This is a genomic window from Acinetobacter sp. YH16038 (assembly GCF_013417275.1).
In the GTDB taxonomy this organism is placed as follows: domain Bacteria; phylum Pseudomonadota; class Gammaproteobacteria; order Pseudomonadales; family Moraxellaceae; genus Acinetobacter.
This window is the reverse complement of record NZ_VPEG01000010.1, coordinates 93765-109819: the sequence shown is the minus strand read 5'-3', so window position 1 is coordinate 109819 and position 16055 is coordinate 93765. Positions and strand designations below refer to the sequence as shown.

Sequence of the window (16055 nt, the reverse complement as noted above, 5' to 3'; positions counted from 1 at the left end):
AAATCAATTGATTAGTCGAGATCGTGATAGCATTTAGCACAATACTATATTTAAAAAATGTGTGGGCTGATGTACATTTTTTAAACACGGAAAAAGTAGAGACTGGTATATAAATGTAAGTCAAAGTCGCTTTAGAAAAAATATAGTTTAAATCTTTGTTTTTTCTAAGTCGATTTGCAAAAAATTGCTCGGTCACGATCGGGTATTCAATGAGTGATGATGCCGCTGAGGGGCGTTATTGTTCATTAAACATATCAAGAATTTTCTTGGTGTGGTGATAACGCCTCATGGCTTATGCCTTATGGGGGACTAATGTTGAATTATCAATTTGACATTACTAATCCTGGGTTTTGCTTAAAAAGCATCCTGAAAATGTTTTTGCAATAGGAAATGGGTCCACAAATGCAAGAAGTTGCTGACGCTCTGCGTCTTGACACTGAACTTTCCGCTGATAGTGCAGCGTATATTGAAGAACTTTATGAGCAGTACCTCACTGCTCCAGACTCAGTGGGTGCTGACTGGAGAGCGTACTTCGATAAATTCCCAAAAGGTGATCAACCACACAGCAATGTACGTGAGCAATTCCTACTTTTAGGTCGCAATTCAAGCCGTATTCAGCCTGTTATCCAATCGACAGTTAGTTCAGAGCATGAACGTCGTCAAATTGGCGTTTTACAGCTGATTGCTGCGTACCGTAACCGTGGCCACCAAAAAGCAAAATTGGATCCATTAGGTCTGGCTAAACGCGAAGTTGTGCCAGATCTTGATCTTTCTGCGCACGGTTTAACTCAGTCTGATCTGGACACTATATTCAATACCGGTAACCTTGCGATTGGTAAGGAAGCAGCGACTTTGGGCGAAATGGTCCAAGCGATGGAAGCGACTTACTGTAGCTCTATCGGTGCTGAATACATGCACATCGTGGATACCAAAGAAAAACGCTGGATCCAGCAACGTCTTGAAAGCGCACGTGGTCAATATGGACTAAGTGCTGATCAGAAAAAACATGTCCTTGAACGTTTAACTGCGGCTGAAGGTCTAGAAAAATACCTCGGTAATAAATTCGTGGGTGCAAAACGTTTTGGTGTTGAAGGCGGTGAATCTTTCATTCCTATGGTGAATGAATTGATCCAGCGTGCCGGTTCTGTAGGCTGTAAAGAAGTCGTGATCGGTATGCCACACCGTGGTCGTCTGAACCTTCTGGTTAACATCATGGGTAAAAACCCGGCTGACCTGTTTGGTGAGTTCGAAGGTAAATCACTACATAAAAAAGGTTCTGGTGACGTTAAGTATCACCAAGGTTTCTCTTCTAACGTAATGACTCCAGGTGGTGAAGTTCACTTGGCATTGGCGTTTAACCCATCTCACCTTGAAATCGTTGGACCTGTAGTTGAAGGTTCTGTACGTGCACGTCAAGTCCGTCGTAAAGACATTGGTGGCGATGACGTATTGCCAGTCATTGTTCACGGTGATGCTGCATTTGCAGGTCAGGGCGTAAACCAAGAAACCTTCCAGATGTCACAGACTCGTGGTTACACAGTAGGTGGTACAGTTCATATCGTAGTGAACAACCAGGTTGGTTTCACAACCTCTGATCCACGTGATGCGCGTTCTACAGAATACTGTACTGATATCGCGAAAATGATTCAGGCACCGATCTTCCATGTAAATGGTGATGATCCTGAAGCTGTGTTGTTTGTTGCTCAGCTTGCCCACGATTTCCGTCATACTTTCCGTAAAGACGTTGTGATCGACATGTTCTGTTACCGTCGTCGTGGTCATAACGAAGCGGACGAACCAGCTGCAACTCAGCCAATGATGTACCAGGTGATCAACAAAAAAGCGACCACTCGTACGCTTTATGCTGACAAACTGGTTCAAGAAGGTGTACTTGATCGTGCTACTGCAGATCAAATGGTTGAACAATACCGTTCTGATCTTGAAGCAGGTAAACATGTTGCCAATGCACTGGTTCTAGAACCGAACAAAAAAATGTTTGTAGACTGGACACCGTACCTGGGTCATGAATACACAGACGAGTGGGATACTACTTGCGATCTAGAACGTCTTAAAGAGCTTGGCCGCAAAATGCGTGAGCTTCCAGAAGGCTTCGTGATGCAGCGTCAGGTATCTAAAGTAATTGACGACCGTCTGAAAATGCAAACTGGTGAAATGCCGCTGAACTGGGGTGCTGCTGAAACTCTAGCCTATGCATCACTGCTAGATGATGGTTATCTGGTTCGTTTAACTGGTGAAGACGTGGGTCGTGGTACATTCTCACACCGTCATGCAAAACTGCATAACCAGGTAGATGGCTCAACTTATATTCCACTTTGCCATATCAAAGAGAACCAACCGCGTGTTGCGATCTATGACTCTTTATTGTCTGAAATGGCAGTACTGGCATTTGAATACGGTTACGCGACTACTCTTCCTAAGAGCCTGATCATCTGGGAAGCTCAGTTCGGTGACTTTGCAAACTGTGCACAGGTGGTGATCGACCAGTTCATCTCATCTGGTGAAACCAAATGGGAACGTGTATGTGGTCTGACTATGCTTCTGCCACACGGTTTCGAAGGCCAAGGTCCTGAGCACTCATCTGCACGTCTGGAACGTTTCTTGCAACTATGTGCTGAAGACAACATGCAAGTGATGACTCCAACTACACCTGCACAGATCTTCCACGCGTTACGTCGTCAGGCAATCCGCCCGATCCGTAAGCCAATGATCATCATGTCACCTAAATCGTTGCTTCGTCACAAGTTGGCTGTGTCTAACCTGGAAGAACTGGCTAACGGTACATTCCAGACTGTGATCGACGAAGTAGATAACATCAACAAAGCAGACGTAACCCGTCTGGTACTGTGTGGTGGTAAGGTTTACTACGATCTGGTTGAAAAACGTCGTGAAAAAGAATTGAACAACACTGCAATTGTACGTATTGAACAATTGTATCCGTACCCAGAAGCACGTCTTGCAGAAGTTCTTGCTCAGTATCCAAACGTGAAAGAACTGGTTTGGGCACAAGAAGAACCGAAAAACCAGGGTGCTTGGTTGTTCATCGCGCCTCGTTTATATGACGATGTGATGAAAGCGGGCAAACAAATCCGTATTAGTTACGCAGGCCGTGAAGCTTCAGCTGCACCGGCGTGTGGTTCACCATACTTGCATGCAAAACAACAAGCTCAGCTCGTTAACGACGCTCTAGCGATCGATGCTGAATAATCCAGGAGATTCTAAATAATGGCAACCGAAATTAAAGCACCGGTATTTCCAGAGTCAGTTGCGGACGGTACGATCGCAACTTGGCACAAACAACCAGGTGAAGCAGTATCACGTGATGAAGTGATCTGTGATATTGAAACTGATAAAGTTGTTTTAGAAGTTGTTGCTCCTGCAGACGGTACAATTGCATCAATCGTTAAAAATGAAGGCGATACAGTGCTTTCTGCTGAAGTGATTGCACAGTTTGAAGAGGGTGCCGTATCTGGCGCAACTCAAACTCAAGCAGTTCAATCTGAAACTGAAGCATCAGTAGAGCAAGCTGCTGCAAAAACTGAAGCGGGTAATGCACCGATCGTTGAGCGTCAACAGGTTCAAGACCAAGCTCCAGCAGTACGTAAAGCATTGACTGAATCTGGTATCAATGCTGCTGACGTATCTGGTACAGGTCGTGGCGGTCGCATTACTAAAGAAGATGTTGCGAACCATCAGTCTAAACCTGCAGCGCCTGCTGCTGCACCGTTAAGCGTTGCGGTTGGCGAACGTATTGAAAAACGCGTTCCAATGACTCGTCTGCGTAAACGTGTTGCTGAACGTCTGCTTGCTGCAACTCAAGAAACAGCAATGTTGACGACGTTCAACGAAGTAAACATGAAACCAATCATGGAAATGCGTAACCAGTACAAAGAAGCGTTTGAAAAACGTCATGGTGCACGTCTAGGCTTCATGTCATTCTTCGTTAAAGCTGCGACTGAAGCACTGAAACGCTATCCAGCAGTGAATGCGTCTATCGATGGCGATGATATCGTTTACCATGGTTACTATGACATCGGTGTAGCAGTTTCTTCTGACCGTGGTCTAGTGGTTCCTGTACTTCGTGATACAGACCGTATGAACTATGCTGAAGTTGAAAATGGTATCCGTGCATACGCTGGTAAAGCGCGTGAAGGTAAACTTGCGATTGAAGACATGACTGGTGGTACTTTCACAATTACCAACGGTGGTACTTTCGGTTCATTGCTTTCAACTCCAATCTTGAACACTCCACAAACTGCGATTCTGGGTATGCATAAAATCCAGGAACGTCCTATGGCAGTGAATGGTCAGGTTGAAATCTTGCCAATGATGTACCTAGCGCTTTCTTATGACCACCGTCTAATCGATGGTAAAGAAGCTGTAGGTTTCCTTGTAACAATCAAAGAATTGTTAGAAGAACCAGCTCGTCTGATCCTTGATCTTTAATTCTAAAGAATAAATCCATGGGCTTAGGGTGATCCTCTAGGCCCATTTTTGGAGAGAATAATGTCTCAACAATTCGATTTAGTTGTAATCGGTGGTGGCCCAGGTGGCTACGAAGCTGCAATTCGTGCTGCACAGCTTGGTTTTAAAGTTGCGTGTATCGAAAAACGTATTCATAAAGGTAAACCTTCTTTAGGTGGTACTTGCTTAAACGTCGGTTGTATTCCTTCTAAAGCACTTCTAGATTCTTCTCACCGTTATGAAGATACTGTTAAGCATTTAGATGACCACGGTATTACAACGGGTGAAGTTGCTTTCGATTTGTCTAAAATGCTGGCGCGTAAAGACAAAGTCGTTGAGCAATTGACTGGTGGTGTTGCGCAGTTACTTAAAGGTAATGGCATTGAATGGTTACAAGGTACTGGTAAATTACTTGCTGGTAAAAAAGTTGAGTTTGTACCGCATGAAGGTGAAACTCAGGTTTTAGAGCCTAAATATGTCATCCTTGCATCTGGTTCTGTACCAGTCAATATTCCAGTTGCTCCTGTAGATCAAGACCTGATCGTGGACTCAACTGGTGCGCTTGAATTCCCAGAAGTGCCTAAACGTCTTGGTGTGATTGGTGCTGGTGTAATCGGTCTTGAACTTGGTTCAGTATGGCGTCGTCTGGGTGCGGAAGTTGTTGTATTTGAAGCAATGGACGCATTCTTGCCAATGGCTGACAAAGCATTGGCAAAAGACTACCAAAAACTGCTGACCAAGCAAGGTCTTGATATCCGCATTGGTGCAAAAGTTTCTGGTACTGAAGTTAACGGTCGTGAAGTGACTGTTAAATACAGCCAGGGCGGCGAAGACAAAGAACAGACTTTCGATAAACTGATCGTTTGTGTAGGCCGTCGTGCTTATGCTGAAGGCCTATTGGCTGAAGACTCAGGTATCAAACTGACTGAGCGCGGTCTGGTTGAGGTAAACGACTGGTGTGCAACTTCTGTTGAAGGCGTATACGCAATCGGTGACTTGGTACGTGGTCCAATGCTTGCACATAAAGCAATGGAAGAAGGCGTAATGGCTGTTGAACGTATCCACGGTCATGCTGCTCAAGTGAACTACGATACTATCATTTCTGTCATCTACACTCACCCGGAAGCGGCTTGGGTAGGTTTAACAGAAGAGCAAGCCAAAGAAAAAGGTCATGAAGTGAAAACTGGTCAATTCGGTTTTGCTGTAAATGGTCGTGCTTTGGCTGCTGGTGAAGGTGCCGGTTTCGTGAAGTTTGTTGCTGATGCAAAAACTGACCGTCTACTTGGTATGCACGTGATTGGACCTGCTGCGTCTGACATCGTTCACCAAGGTATGATTGCACTTGAGTTTGTATCTTCAGTTGAAGATCTACAGTTGATGACGTTTGGTCACCCAACATTCTCTGAAGTCGTACATGAAGCTGCTCTTGCAGTCGATGGTCGTGCGATTCACGCAATCCAACGCAAGCGTAAGTAATTCTTCAAAGAGCGGCTCCGGCCGCTCTTTTTACATTTGGTGGTTGTTTTTAAATGAATAATCATCTAAAAATAAAGATAAGTAAAATTTAAGATCCAAAAATACCAATATTGATTGATGTGAACCAAGAAATATTGGGAATACGTGTAATAACAAAGTCAAATAAGTAGTAAAAGGTTAATCAATGAATTTACATGAGTATCAAGCAAAAGCGTTATTAAAAAAATATGGGATGCCTGTACAAGAAGGTATTCTTGCTACTAATGCTGAGGAAACAGTACATGCTTTTGAGCAGCTTGGTGGGAAGTTTGCGGTATTAAAAGCGCAGGTTCACGCAGGTGGACGTGGCAAAGCGGGTGGGGTAAAAGTGGTAAAGTCGGCTGAAGAAGCCGCTGAATATGCCAATCAGATTATTGGTTCACGTTTAGTGACCTATCAAACCGATGCAAATGGTCAACCTGTCAATAGTATTTTGGTGTCTGAAGATGTTTATCCGGTCGAGCGTGAACTCTATTTAGGTGCAGTGGTAGACCGTTCTAGCCGTCGTATTACTTTCATGGCATCCACTGAAGGTGGTGTCGAAATTGAAAAAGTTGCAGAAGAAAATCCTGAAAAAATCATTAAAGTCGAAGTTGATCCTTTAGTAGGATTATTGCCATTTCAGGCGCGTGAAGTGGCGTTTGCACTTAAGTTAAAAGATAGCCAGATCAATCAATTTGTTAAAGTCATGACAGCTGCTTACCAAGCCTTTGTCGAAAATGATTTTGCTTTATTTGAAATTAACCCACTCTCTGTTCGTGAAAATGGTGACATTCTCTGTGTCGATGCCAAAGTCGGTATTGATTCAAATGCGCTATACCGTCTGCCTGAAGTTGCTGCTTTACGTGATAAATCACAAGAAAATGAGCGTGAGCTGAAAGCATCTGAATTTGACCTGAACTATGTTGCTTTAGAGGGTAATATTGGTTGTATGGTCAATGGTGCCGGTCTTGCGATGGCAACCATGGACATTATCAAGCTTTATGGTGGTCAACCAGCTAACTTCCTGGATGTAGGTGGTGGTGCAACCAAAGAGCGTGTCATCGAAGCATTTAAAATTATCTTGGCAGATTCTTCTGTACAAGGTGTCTTGATTAATATTTTTGGTGGAATTGTACGTTGTGACATGATTGCTGAGGCAATTATTGCAGCGGTTCAGGAGGTAAATGTCACTGTACCTGTAGTCGTTCGTCTTGAAGGGAACAATGCAGAGCTTGGTGCCAAGTTACTGGATGAATCTGGTTTGAAATTGATTTCTGCAAATGGCTTGGCCGATGCTGCAGAAAAAATTGTTGCTGCAGTAAAAGCTTAAGGAGTATCACAATGAGCGTATTAATTAATAAAGACACCAAAGTTTTAGTCCAAGGCTTTACAGGCAAGAACGGTACATTCCACTCTGAACAGGCTATTGCCTACGGCACTAAAGTTGTTGGTGGAGTAACACCGGGTAAAGGTGGTCAATCACATCTGGATCTGCCAGTATTTAATACTATGCGTGAAGCGGTGCAAGAAACTCAAGCTGATGCTTCTGTGATTTATGTGCCTGCACCTTTTGTCCTCGATTCTATTGTAGAAGCTGTTGACTCAGGTATTGAGCTGATCGTTGTGATTACTGAAGGTGTACCAACACTGGATATGCTGAAAGCCAAACGTTATTTAGAAACCAATGGTAATGGTACACGTCTGATTGGTCCAAACTGTCCGGGCATTATTACGCCAGGCGAGTGTAAGATCGGGATCATGCCAGGTCATATTCACCAGCCAGGTAAGATCGGCATTATCTCACGTTCAGGTACTTTGACTTATGAAGCGGTTGCACAAACCACTAAATTAGGTCTTGGACAGTCAACCTGTATCGGAATCGGTGGTGATCCGATTCCAGGCATGAACCAGATTGATTGCTTGAAACTGTTCCAGGAAGACCCGCAAACTGAAGCCATTATCATGATTGGTGAAATTGGCGGTACTGCGGAAGAAGAAGCAGCTGAGTATATCCAGTCGCATGTGACCAAGCCGGTGGTAGGTTATATCGCTGGTGTAACAGCGCCGAAAGGTAAGCGTATGGGTCACGCAGGTGCCATCATTTCTGGCGGTAAAGGAACTGCTGAAGAGAAGTTTGCAGCTTTTGAACGCGCGGGAATGGCGTATACACGTAGTCCTGCAGAGTTGGGTTCAACCATGCTTGAGGTTTTGAAAGAAAAAGGTTTGGCTTAATTTATTAAGCTGATAAAAAGCCCTCAATATTGAGGGCTTTTTTATAATTGCTGCAAAAGGAGATTAAAGTCTAACTAAATGATAATTCGAAAATTGAGTATTTAGTTATCTATACCAGCTTTAGCTTTCAGGCTTTGAGTCATCCCATTGATGTCACCACCCTGAATGCCTAATTCATTCATCAGGCTATCAATCAAAGGTGCCTGGCTACGATAACGCAAAGCACTATTCACCACCTGATCGGAGAGGGCAACATTGCCGCCTTCATGATGGGCATCTGCTTGGCAAGAACCCGCATGTGTGCCATGTAGGCCATTGACTTGCAAAATCTTGATGTCATCAATGTTTTCCATCGGCTTAACACTTTCACGAATGATTTCAGGTAAGTATTTCAGCATGGCTAGCCGGATTTGCATTTCCACCTGTTCAGATGACAGTACATTATTTGCTTCATTCACTGCGCGGGTACCTTCAGCATCGACTTGATACTGTTTCTCCATCGCTTGAGCAAGTAATACTTTGGCATCCGCTTCACCTTTAGCTTTCAGGCGAACTTTTTCAGCTTCGGCTTCAGCGGCAATACGAACCGCTTCTGCATCATCAGCTGCTGCCTGTTTGCCAGCTTCAGCTGCAACGGTAATGGCAATTGCATCTTTCTCAGCCTGTTCTTTGGCTGCAACCAGTTCAACTGCTTTTTGACGTTCAGCTTGCTGGATCTGGCGGACAGTAACGACTTCTTCTTCCGCTTTAACCGCTTGAGCACGTGCCTGATCAGCTAAAGCTTTGGCTTCAGATTCAGCACGTGATTTTTCTGCAATCGCAATTGCACGATCCTGTTCAGCCAGTTCAATCGTTTTCTTCTGTTCAACTTGGGCTTTTTGAATAAGCTGAGCTTTCTGAATGTTTTCATTTTCAACATCACGAGCCGCCAGAATACGTTTCAGTTCTACTTCACGTTCAGCAGCAATACGAGCTTCTTCCGCTTCACGTTTTTTTGCAGCTTCCTGAGCGGCAATTTCAGCTAACTGTTCAGCACGTCGAATCGAAATTTCACGTTCTTGTTGCAGTTTGGCATATTCTTCTTCACGAATAATTTGTAGACGAGCTTGCTCGGCTTCCAGATTTTTGGCTTTAATGGCCAGATCTGTATCCTGTTCAATATGATTACGCTTACGGCGACGATCTTCAATGGTTTCAGTGAGTTTGGTCAGACCTTCGGCATCGAAAGCATTTTGCGGATTGAAGTATTTAAAGCCGGTTTGATCTAGACCTGTCAGAGAAACAGTTTCAAGTTCCAGACCATTTTTATGTAGATCTTCAGACACCACTTGCTGTACTTTTTGTACGAAGTCGACCCGTTTTTCATGTAGTTCTTCCATAGCCATTTCAGCGGCAACGGCGCGTAAAGAGTCGACAAATTTACCTTCAACCAGATTTTTCAATTCATTTGGTGACATGGTCTTTTGACCAAGAGTTTGCGCCGCCGTAGCAATCGAATCAGCGGTAGGCTTTACGCGCACATAGAATTCAGCCATCACATCGACACGCATGCGATCACGGGTAATCAGCGCCTGATCATCGGCACGACGGACTTCCAGCCGTAGGGTATTCATATTGACGGGAATGATTTCATGTAGCACTGGTAGCACCAAAGCTCCGCCACCTAGAATCACTTTTTCACCACCCCAACCGGTACGCACAAAAGAAATCTCTTTACTGGAACGACGGTATAAACGTGCAATGATTAATCCGAAGGTAACTAGGCCAACGAATATAATCCCCGCAATAATCAAAACATTATATAAATCAAAATTTAGCATTGTTATAAAGTCTCTTTGGGCAAGCTTGATTTTTATAGGAAATTGGTTTAATTAAAGTTCAATAGCCTGAAAGCCATTTTTAGTTTTTTGAGTCAGAACCACTGTCTGACCTTGATTAAATATTTCATTGCGTTCAGGTTCGACCAGCACATAATGGGTCTTACCATGCTGATCCTGAACTTTGGCCTGAGCAGGGGAGTTAGCTTTGGCATCTCCAAGAATAATGGTAGCGGTTCGTCCGATCAGTTCATCGCTATAGATCGCGATGGTTTCATCCTGAGGCAGAATTTTAGCAGCGAGCACGGATAGCCCACGTACAATCGGCATGCATAAAAATAAACAGGCAGGGGAAATAATCCATGCATTTAAAAGCTGACTGGTAAATCGTTCGAACAGGCCTTGGATCAATAAACCGCTCAGACCATAACTGGTCAGGAAAATAATGAGCCAGATAAAGAGAGGCAGGCGACCAAGATAAAGCCAGTCGAATACTTTATGGAACAGGCCAGTATGCTGATCAACACCTACTTCTGGGTGAAGCGGTTCTTCAGGCAGAAATTGTTCGAACATATTCTGGGAGCCACCTCCCAGCATCAGCAAGACACATTCTAAGGCAGCAAACATCAGCATCAGACTTAAACTGATACTAAATACAATGTTGGAAGGATGAGTGAACAGTTCCCACATGAGTTTCTGTCTCTAATTATGGTTTTATAGAAATTTTATGACCCTGTTAAAGATAACAGTTATTAATAAAATTGTAAGCAAAAAACAACAAAAATCCCAATCGGGATAGCTTGATAAAATCCAAAATTTAACAATATGTGATGCGTTTTTCTTAGCTGCAAATAAATGTCGACTATTTTATAGGTGGGCGAATCTGAGGTTTTATCTCAAGAATAGAAAAGCAATTGATATACGTCTGCTTTTCTATTCCTATGTAGATGTATAAAAGCATTAAAGAATGGCGGTCTGGATACGGACTTTCATTTCTAGGGCTTGTTGCAGGATATAGTTCTTCATCCATTGCACCTGTTCGCCCATTGGATTGGTTTTTACTGCAGTCTCCAGAAATTTAAGTTCAGGCTGATTAAATAGTTGTTCATCGAGAGCCTGTTCCAATGCCTGAGTATTTGCAGACAAAGGAAGGGCCACCAAGAAAAAGGCTTTAGGATAGTTATAGAAAGCATAAAGCAGATTGAAAGCTTTTTGATCACTTCTCAGATTGCCGGCACCTATTTCGTAACCTGCCTGCTGGTTGCTATAAGTCATACCGAGCAGGTATTCCCATTGACCGTTCAGCTTACGCAGGCCAAACTGCAGGCCAATCTGATCCGCGGTCAATTCATGCTGGAGATAAATGTTTAAAGGACTGCCATCTTCAGTATAGGGTTCCTGAAGAACCAAAATATGTTGCTGGTGCTGGTAAATAAAACCGGCAAGTTTTGCCTGTTCCAGACGGGATTTTAAAGTATCTAAATCAAATTCGTTATAAGGCATACATAGTTTATAAATTGGAAGAACTAATCCTACTCTAATTTTTTTTCACCACGATGTGAACTGTCCGTTTAGATGATTAATATATCATTTCATTGCTAAAAGTAATCTTCCAGAGTGCTTTGACTAAACAATCAATTGTCTTTATTTAGCTAAGCTATCAGATTCATAAAAACTGATAGTTGATATTAGTGAATTTTTATATGACGTTTTAATATATGAATATCACAAAACAAGCAATCGTTATGAAAAGTTAATCACTATAATGAATATAAATTTTATAAAGTGTAATAAGTACACGTGTAATACGCAGGTTGTCCATGTCATTAAATGAGGAAAGACTTACTCATCTTAAACAGCTTGAAGCTGAGAGTATTCACATCATTCGCGAAGTTGCTGCCGAGTTTGAAAATCCGGTTATGCTTTATTCAATCGGTAAAGATTCAGCAGTCATGCTGCATTTAGCACTGAAAGCGTTTTATCCTGCAAAACTTCCATTCCCGCTACTTCATGTAGATACTGGCTGGAAATTCAAAGACATGATCAAGTTCCGTGACAACATGGCCAAAGAACATGGCTTTGATCTGATCGTGCATCAGAACAAAGAAGGTCGTGATGCGGGCGTAAACCCATTCGACTATGGTAGCTCTAAATATACTGACATTATGAAAACCCAAGGTCTGAAACAGGCACTGGATAAATATCAGTTTGATGCTGCTTTCGGTGGTGCACGTCGTGACGAAGAAAAATCACGTGCCAAAGAACGTGTTTATTCATTCCGTGACTCTAAACACCGTTGGGATCCGAAAAACCAGCGTCCAGAACTTTGGAATCTTTATAACGGTAAAGTGAACAAAGGCGAAAGTATTCGTGTATTTCCATTGTCTAACTGGACTGAGCTAGACATCTGGCAATATATCTACCTTGAAAATATCAAACTTGTTCCATTGTACTTAGCTGCTGAACGTCCAGTCGTTGAGCGTAATGGTACACTGATCATGGTTGATGATGAGCGTATGCGCCTGAATCCAGGCGAAGTGCCACAAATGAAATCGGTTCGTTTCCGTACTTTAGGTTGTTACCCATTAACAGGTGCGGTTGAATCAACTGCAACAACTTTACCGGAAATTATCCAGGAAATGCTTTTAGCGACCACATCTGAACGTCAAGGCCGTATGATCGACCATGACGAAGCAGGTTCGATGGAAAAGAAAAAGCAGGAAGGTTACTTCTAAGAATCTTGAGAAATCTCCCCCTAATAATCTCCCCAAACCCCTCTTTACCAAAGAGGGGCTTAAAAAAGCGGAGGAAAGTCCTCCTTTAGTAAAGGAGGATTTAGGTGGATTTGAAGATTAGAAACGATTTCAACGTATTTGTGGAGCTATGAGCGATGTCTCACCAATCAGAACTTATTAGCCAAGATATTTTGGCTTATTTGAAACAGCACGAAAATAAAGACTTATTGCGTTTCCTGACTTGCGGTAATGTGGATGATGGTAAATCAACCCTGATCGGCCGTCTGCTTTATGATTCAAAACTGATTTATGAAGATCAGCTGCAAGCCGTGACTCGTGACTCTAAAAAAGTGGGTACTACTGGCGATGCACCTGACTTGGCGCTGCTTGTCGATGGTCTGCAAGCTGAACGTGAGCAAGGTATTACCATTGACGTAGCTTACCGTTATTTCTCTACTGAAAAACGTAAGTTCATCATTGCCGACACCCCAGGGCACGAACAGTACACCCGAAACATGGCAACTGGTGCATCTACTGCGGATCTTGCAATTATCCTGATCGATGCGCGTTACGGTGTTCAGACTCAAACACGTCGTCACTCATTTATTGCGAGCCTGTTAGGTATTCGTAATATCGTGGTTGCAGTGAACAAAATGGACCTGGTTGAATTCTCTGAAGCACGCTTCAATGAAATTCAGGCTGAGTATAACGATTTCGTGAACCAGTTGGGCGATCGTAAGCCGGAAAACATTGTATTTACACCGATTTCTGCGTTGAACGGTGATAACGTTGTAAACAAATCACCAAATACGCCGTGGTACCAAGGTCAAACCTTAATGGAGACTTTGGAAACTGTAGAAATTACACGTAATACCAGCAAAGATGAATTCCGTTTCCCAGTTCAGTATGTCAACCGTCCTAACCTCGACTTCCGTGGTTTCTGCGGTACCATAGCACTGGGTGAAGTGAAAGTTGGTGATGAAATTGTTGCGCTGCCATCTGGCAAGAAATCAACAGTAAAAGAAATTGTCACTTTTGATAGCAATCTGGATCATGCTGTAGCTGGTCAAGCTGTTACGTTAACACTGAACGATGAGATCGATATTTCACGTGGTAACGTGTTGGTAAAAGCTGGCGAACAACCACTGATTTCACGTTCTGCACGTGCGTCTGTAGTGTGGATGAACGATCAACCGCTCGTGGTTGGCAAACTTTATAATGTGAAGTTTGGTACTCAAACTATTCCAGCGAAAGTTGCGAAAATTAACTACCGTACCAATGTCAATACATTGGAAAAACTACAAGTAGAGCAGCTGGATCTGAATGCAATTGCTGATGTGACCATCGAATTTGATGCGCCAGTGGTATTTGACCGTTATCAAGACAGCCGTTACACCGGTTCATTCATTTTCATCGACCGTCTAAGCAACGTGACTGTTGGTGCGGGTATGGTTGAAGCTGCAGTGGAATGGACTGCACACAATGAACCTGTAACTGCTGAAGCACGTGCTGCACGTTTGGGTCAAAAACCTGCTGCGGTCACTGTAACTACGAAAGCACTGGAAAATGCTCAAGCACTTGAAAGCCTGTTGATTCAGCAAGGTGTAGTTGCAATTGCGAAAGCGGGTCTGACTGATGTACAGGTTGCACTTGTACGTGAAACAGGTGTGGTGGTGATTACTGACCTTGCAGAAGGTACAGATGTGACTTACACAGCCGATGCAGTTGAAGAACTGGCTGAGAAAATTGTGGAATTGGTTCGTCTATAAGACTGGACTGATTTTAAGAAAAACCCGCTGTAAGGCGGGTTTTTTATTGCCTGAATTTTGAATGTTTGAAAATCATTCGGTTATTCAAAATGTGATCTTTCAATTTATATGTAGCTTTATACAATGCTCCGTAGATGGGGGGAATGTATGAAAAAATTATTATTACTAGTTGGACTATGTGTAGCTTTTGGAGCAGAAGCCAAGCAGAGCAGCCAAAGTACGGAAGCAATTAAACAGAAGATTATTCAACAGTCAATTGAAAGCTATCCGGGAAATTGTCCTTGTCCATACAATACAGCGCGTAATGGTAGTCGTTGCGGCAAGCGTAGTGCTTATAACCGTGCTGGTGGTTATGCACCGTTTTGCTATCCGGAAGATGTCAGTGATCGGATGGTGCGAGAATATAAAAGTTAAAATTTAAGTTGAGGGACTAAGATTATAAATCATCTATTTTTATACATTTAGATAAGACAGTAACTATAAAAAAAGTTCCTAGTTAATTGTTGTAATCTCCACTGAGAAAATGGCTTTATAAGGAAGGATTTTTTCACAAGTATTTCGTGCCTATTTTTTCTTCTTAAATTTGACTTTTATTGCTTCACTTGAAATAAATTCAATATTATCTATGATAAGATATATCTTAATTAAATTTAAGATATATCTTTTGTATGTCTAGAACTTCTGATTCTGCATTAAAAGAAGAGCGAAAAAACTCTCCAAAACCTCGTAGACGGCTCTTTGAAGCAGGTGAAATGAAACTGCTCGTGCTGCATTTTATTGCTCAAGCGCCCAAGTTTAGCTATGACATTATTAAAGAGGTAGCTGCTCTAGTCGGGGGGGACTATAAGCCGAGTACAGGCACAATCTGCCCAACAATTAACTATCTTGAAGAACAGCAATATACCCAAGTGGTCATGAGTGCTGATGAACGCAAGCAATATCACATTACAGATAAAGGCCGTGAGCATCTTAAAAATAGTCAGGAAACCCTACAAAGAGTTCTTAGCCGTTTTGAAACCCGTCGCCGTATTCAAGAAGATGAACGCTATATCGATATCCATAATTCAATGGAAAGCCTGAAAGCTTCACTACGATTCAAACTGCAAAATGAACTTCGTCCAGAGCAGATCAGTGATATTGCTGCCCAGATTGAACAGGCTGCAATTAATATCCGTCAACTGTAGGAGCAGGACATGAAACAACATCTCTATGAAGTGACTGTTCAACATCTGGCTGATGCCCAAGGTAATCCATCAACCTATACTGAGGAGCTACAGTTTCAGGTGGGTAATCACGATGACATCTTTAAAATACTGGAAAAACTTCAAGCCAGTCAGTTGCTAGATGAGGAAAGTACCAAAGCATTTGTTATCGGCTTAAAACTGTTTAGTGAAGTCATGCTGGAAAATAAAGAGTTGCCACTCTTCAAGGAATTCATGCCGCAATTTGCCCAGTTTATGAAATCCTTAAAACAGACAGTGAAAGCCCAAAGTGAAGAACAGTAAGTATTCTAAAGGTCATTT

Annotated in this window: 13 protein-coding genes; 10 read left to right on the top strand and 3 right to left on the bottom strand. The window is 42.7% G+C overall.

Annotation, left to right across the window (positions count from 1 at the left end; all coding sequences use genetic code 11):
- Nucleotides 1-402: 402 nt before the first annotated feature.
- From FTV34_RS06425 to sucD, 5 genes are all read left to right on the top strand, one after another.
- Nucleotides 403-3225 carry a 2-oxoglutarate dehydrogenase E1 component gene (locus FTV34_RS06425; RefSeq protein ID WP_005234618.1) on the top strand — a complete coding sequence of 941 codons (2823 nt, stop codon included), beginning with the start codon at nucleotides 403-405 and terminating at the stop codon, nucleotides 3223-3225.
- Nucleotides 3226-3243: 18 nt separating this feature from the next.
- Nucleotides 3244-4464 carry a 2-oxoglutarate dehydrogenase complex dihydrolipoyllysine-residue succinyltransferase gene (odhB, locus tag FTV34_RS06420; RefSeq protein WP_005234619.1) on the top strand — a complete coding sequence of 407 codons (1221 nt, stop codon included), beginning with the start codon at nucleotides 3244-3246 and terminating at the stop codon, nucleotides 4462-4464.
- 60 nt (nucleotides 4465-4524) lie between these two features.
- Nucleotides 4525-5958, top strand: a complete 1434-nt coding sequence (gene lpdA, locus FTV34_RS06415) for a dihydrolipoyl dehydrogenase (protein ID WP_004782973.1) — start codon at nucleotides 4525-4527, stop codon at nucleotides 5956-5958.
- 184 nt (nucleotides 5959-6142) lie between these two features.
- Nucleotides 6143-7309 (top strand): ADP-forming succinate--CoA ligase subunit beta, encoded by a 1167-nt coding sequence (gene sucC / locus FTV34_RS06410; protein WP_004782971.1) that lies wholly within the window; start codon nucleotides 6143-6145, stop codon nucleotides 7307-7309.
- 11 nt (nucleotides 7310-7320) lie between these two features.
- Nucleotides 7321-8211, top strand: a complete 891-nt coding sequence (sucD, locus tag FTV34_RS06405) for a succinate--CoA ligase subunit alpha (protein WP_004782969.1) — start codon at nucleotides 7321-7323, stop codon at nucleotides 8209-8211.
- 101 nt (nucleotides 8212-8312) lie between these two features.
- Here the strand turns inward: sucD and FTV34_RS06400 are convergent, their stop codons facing one another.
- The 3 genes from FTV34_RS06400 to FTV34_RS06390 form a co-directional block, all read right to left on the bottom strand.
- On the bottom strand, nucleotides 8313-10031 hold the full coding sequence (locus FTV34_RS06400) for a flotillin family protein (protein ID WP_180016790.1): 1719 nt from the start codon (nucleotides 10029-10031) through the stop codon (nucleotides 8313-8315).
- 51 nt (nucleotides 10032-10082) lie between these two features.
- Complete coding sequence (locus FTV34_RS06395; RefSeq protein ID WP_180069419.1) at nucleotides 10083-10718, bottom strand: YqiJ family protein; 636 nt, start codon at nucleotides 10716-10718, stop codon at nucleotides 10083-10085.
- A 270-nt stretch (nucleotides 10719-10988) separates the two neighbouring features.
- Nucleotides 10989-11531, bottom strand: a complete 543-nt coding sequence (locus tag FTV34_RS06390) for a hypothetical protein (protein ID WP_180069416.1) — start codon at nucleotides 11529-11531, stop codon at nucleotides 10989-10991.
- A gap of 317 nt (nucleotides 11532-11848) precedes the next feature.
- Between FTV34_RS06390 and cysD the strand changes: the two genes are divergently transcribed.
- The 5 genes from cysD (at nucleotide 11849) to FTV34_RS06365 (ending at nucleotide 16037) form a co-directional block, all read left to right on the top strand.
- Nucleotides 11849-12763, top strand: a complete 915-nt coding sequence (gene cysD, locus FTV34_RS06385; RefSeq protein WP_034170514.1) for a sulfate adenylyltransferase subunit CysD — start codon at nucleotides 11849-11851, stop codon at nucleotides 12761-12763.
- A 155-nt stretch (nucleotides 12764-12918) separates the two neighbouring features.
- The gene (gene cysN / locus FTV34_RS06380) at nucleotides 12919-14532 is read left to right on the top strand and encodes a sulfate adenylyltransferase subunit CysN (RefSeq protein ID WP_180069414.1); all 1614 of its coding nucleotides are present in this window, start codon (nucleotides 12919-12921) and stop codon (nucleotides 14530-14532) included.
- Between the two features lie 147 nt (nucleotides 14533-14679).
- On the top strand, nucleotides 14680-14946 hold the full coding sequence (locus FTV34_RS06375) for a hypothetical protein (RefSeq protein ID WP_180016796.1): 267 nt from the start codon (nucleotides 14680-14682) through the stop codon (nucleotides 14944-14946).
- A gap of 254 nt (nucleotides 14947-15200) precedes the next feature.
- Nucleotides 15201-15716 (top strand): PadR family transcriptional regulator, encoded by a 516-nt coding sequence (locus tag FTV34_RS06370; RefSeq protein WP_180069411.1) that lies wholly within the window; start codon nucleotides 15201-15203, stop codon nucleotides 15714-15716.
- A gap of 9 nt (nucleotides 15717-15725) precedes the next feature.
- Nucleotides 15726-16037: a DUF3861 domain-containing protein gene (locus FTV34_RS06365; protein ID WP_180002281.1), complete on the top strand. Its 312-nt coding sequence runs from the start codon at nucleotides 15726-15728 to the stop codon at nucleotides 16035-16037.
- Nucleotides 16038-16055: the final 18 nt, after the last annotated feature.

Excerpts from the sequence above, each read along its gene's own strand:
- FTV34_RS06425 (WP_005234618.1), top strand. The coding sequence starts at position 403 with ATGCAAGAAGTTGCTGACGCTCTGCGTCTTGACACTGAACTTTCCGCT.
- odhB (WP_005234619.1), top strand. The coding sequence starts at position 3,244 with ATGGCAACCGAAATTAAAGCACCGGTATTTCCAGAGTCAGTTGCGGAC.
- lpdA (WP_004782973.1), top strand. The coding sequence starts at position 4,525 with ATGTCTCAACAATTCGATTTAGTTGTAATCGGTGGTGGCCCAGGTGGC.
- sucC (WP_004782971.1), top strand. The coding sequence starts at position 6,143 with ATGAATTTACATGAGTATCAAGCAAAAGCGTTATTAAAAAAATATGGG.
- sucD (WP_004782969.1), top strand. The coding sequence starts at position 7,321 with ATGAGCGTATTAATTAATAAAGACACCAAAGTTTTAGTCCAAGGCTTT.
- FTV34_RS06400 (WP_180016790.1), bottom strand. The coding sequence starts at position 10,031 with ATGCTAAATTTTGATTTATATAATGTTTTGATTATTGCGGGGATTATA.
- FTV34_RS06395 (WP_180069419.1), bottom strand. The coding sequence starts at position 10,718 with ATGTGGGAACTGTTCACTCATCCTTCCAACATTGTATTTAGTATCAGT.
- FTV34_RS06390 (WP_180069416.1), bottom strand. The coding sequence starts at position 11,531 with ATGCCTTATAACGAATTTGATTTAGATACTTTAAAATCCCGTCTGGAA.
- cysD (WP_034170514.1), top strand. The coding sequence starts at position 11,849 with ATGTCATTAAATGAGGAAAGACTTACTCATCTTAAACAGCTTGAAGCT.
- cysN (WP_180069414.1), top strand. The coding sequence starts at position 12,919 with ATGTCTCACCAATCAGAACTTATTAGCCAAGATATTTTGGCTTATTTG.
- FTV34_RS06375 (WP_180016796.1), top strand. The coding sequence starts at position 14,680 with ATGAAAAAATTATTATTACTAGTTGGACTATGTGTAGCTTTTGGAGCA.
- FTV34_RS06370 (WP_180069411.1), top strand. The coding sequence starts at position 15,201 with ATGTCTAGAACTTCTGATTCTGCATTAAAAGAAGAGCGAAAAAACTCT.
- FTV34_RS06365 (WP_180002281.1), top strand. The coding sequence starts at position 15,726 with ATGAAACAACATCTCTATGAAGTGACTGTTCAACATCTGGCTGATGCC.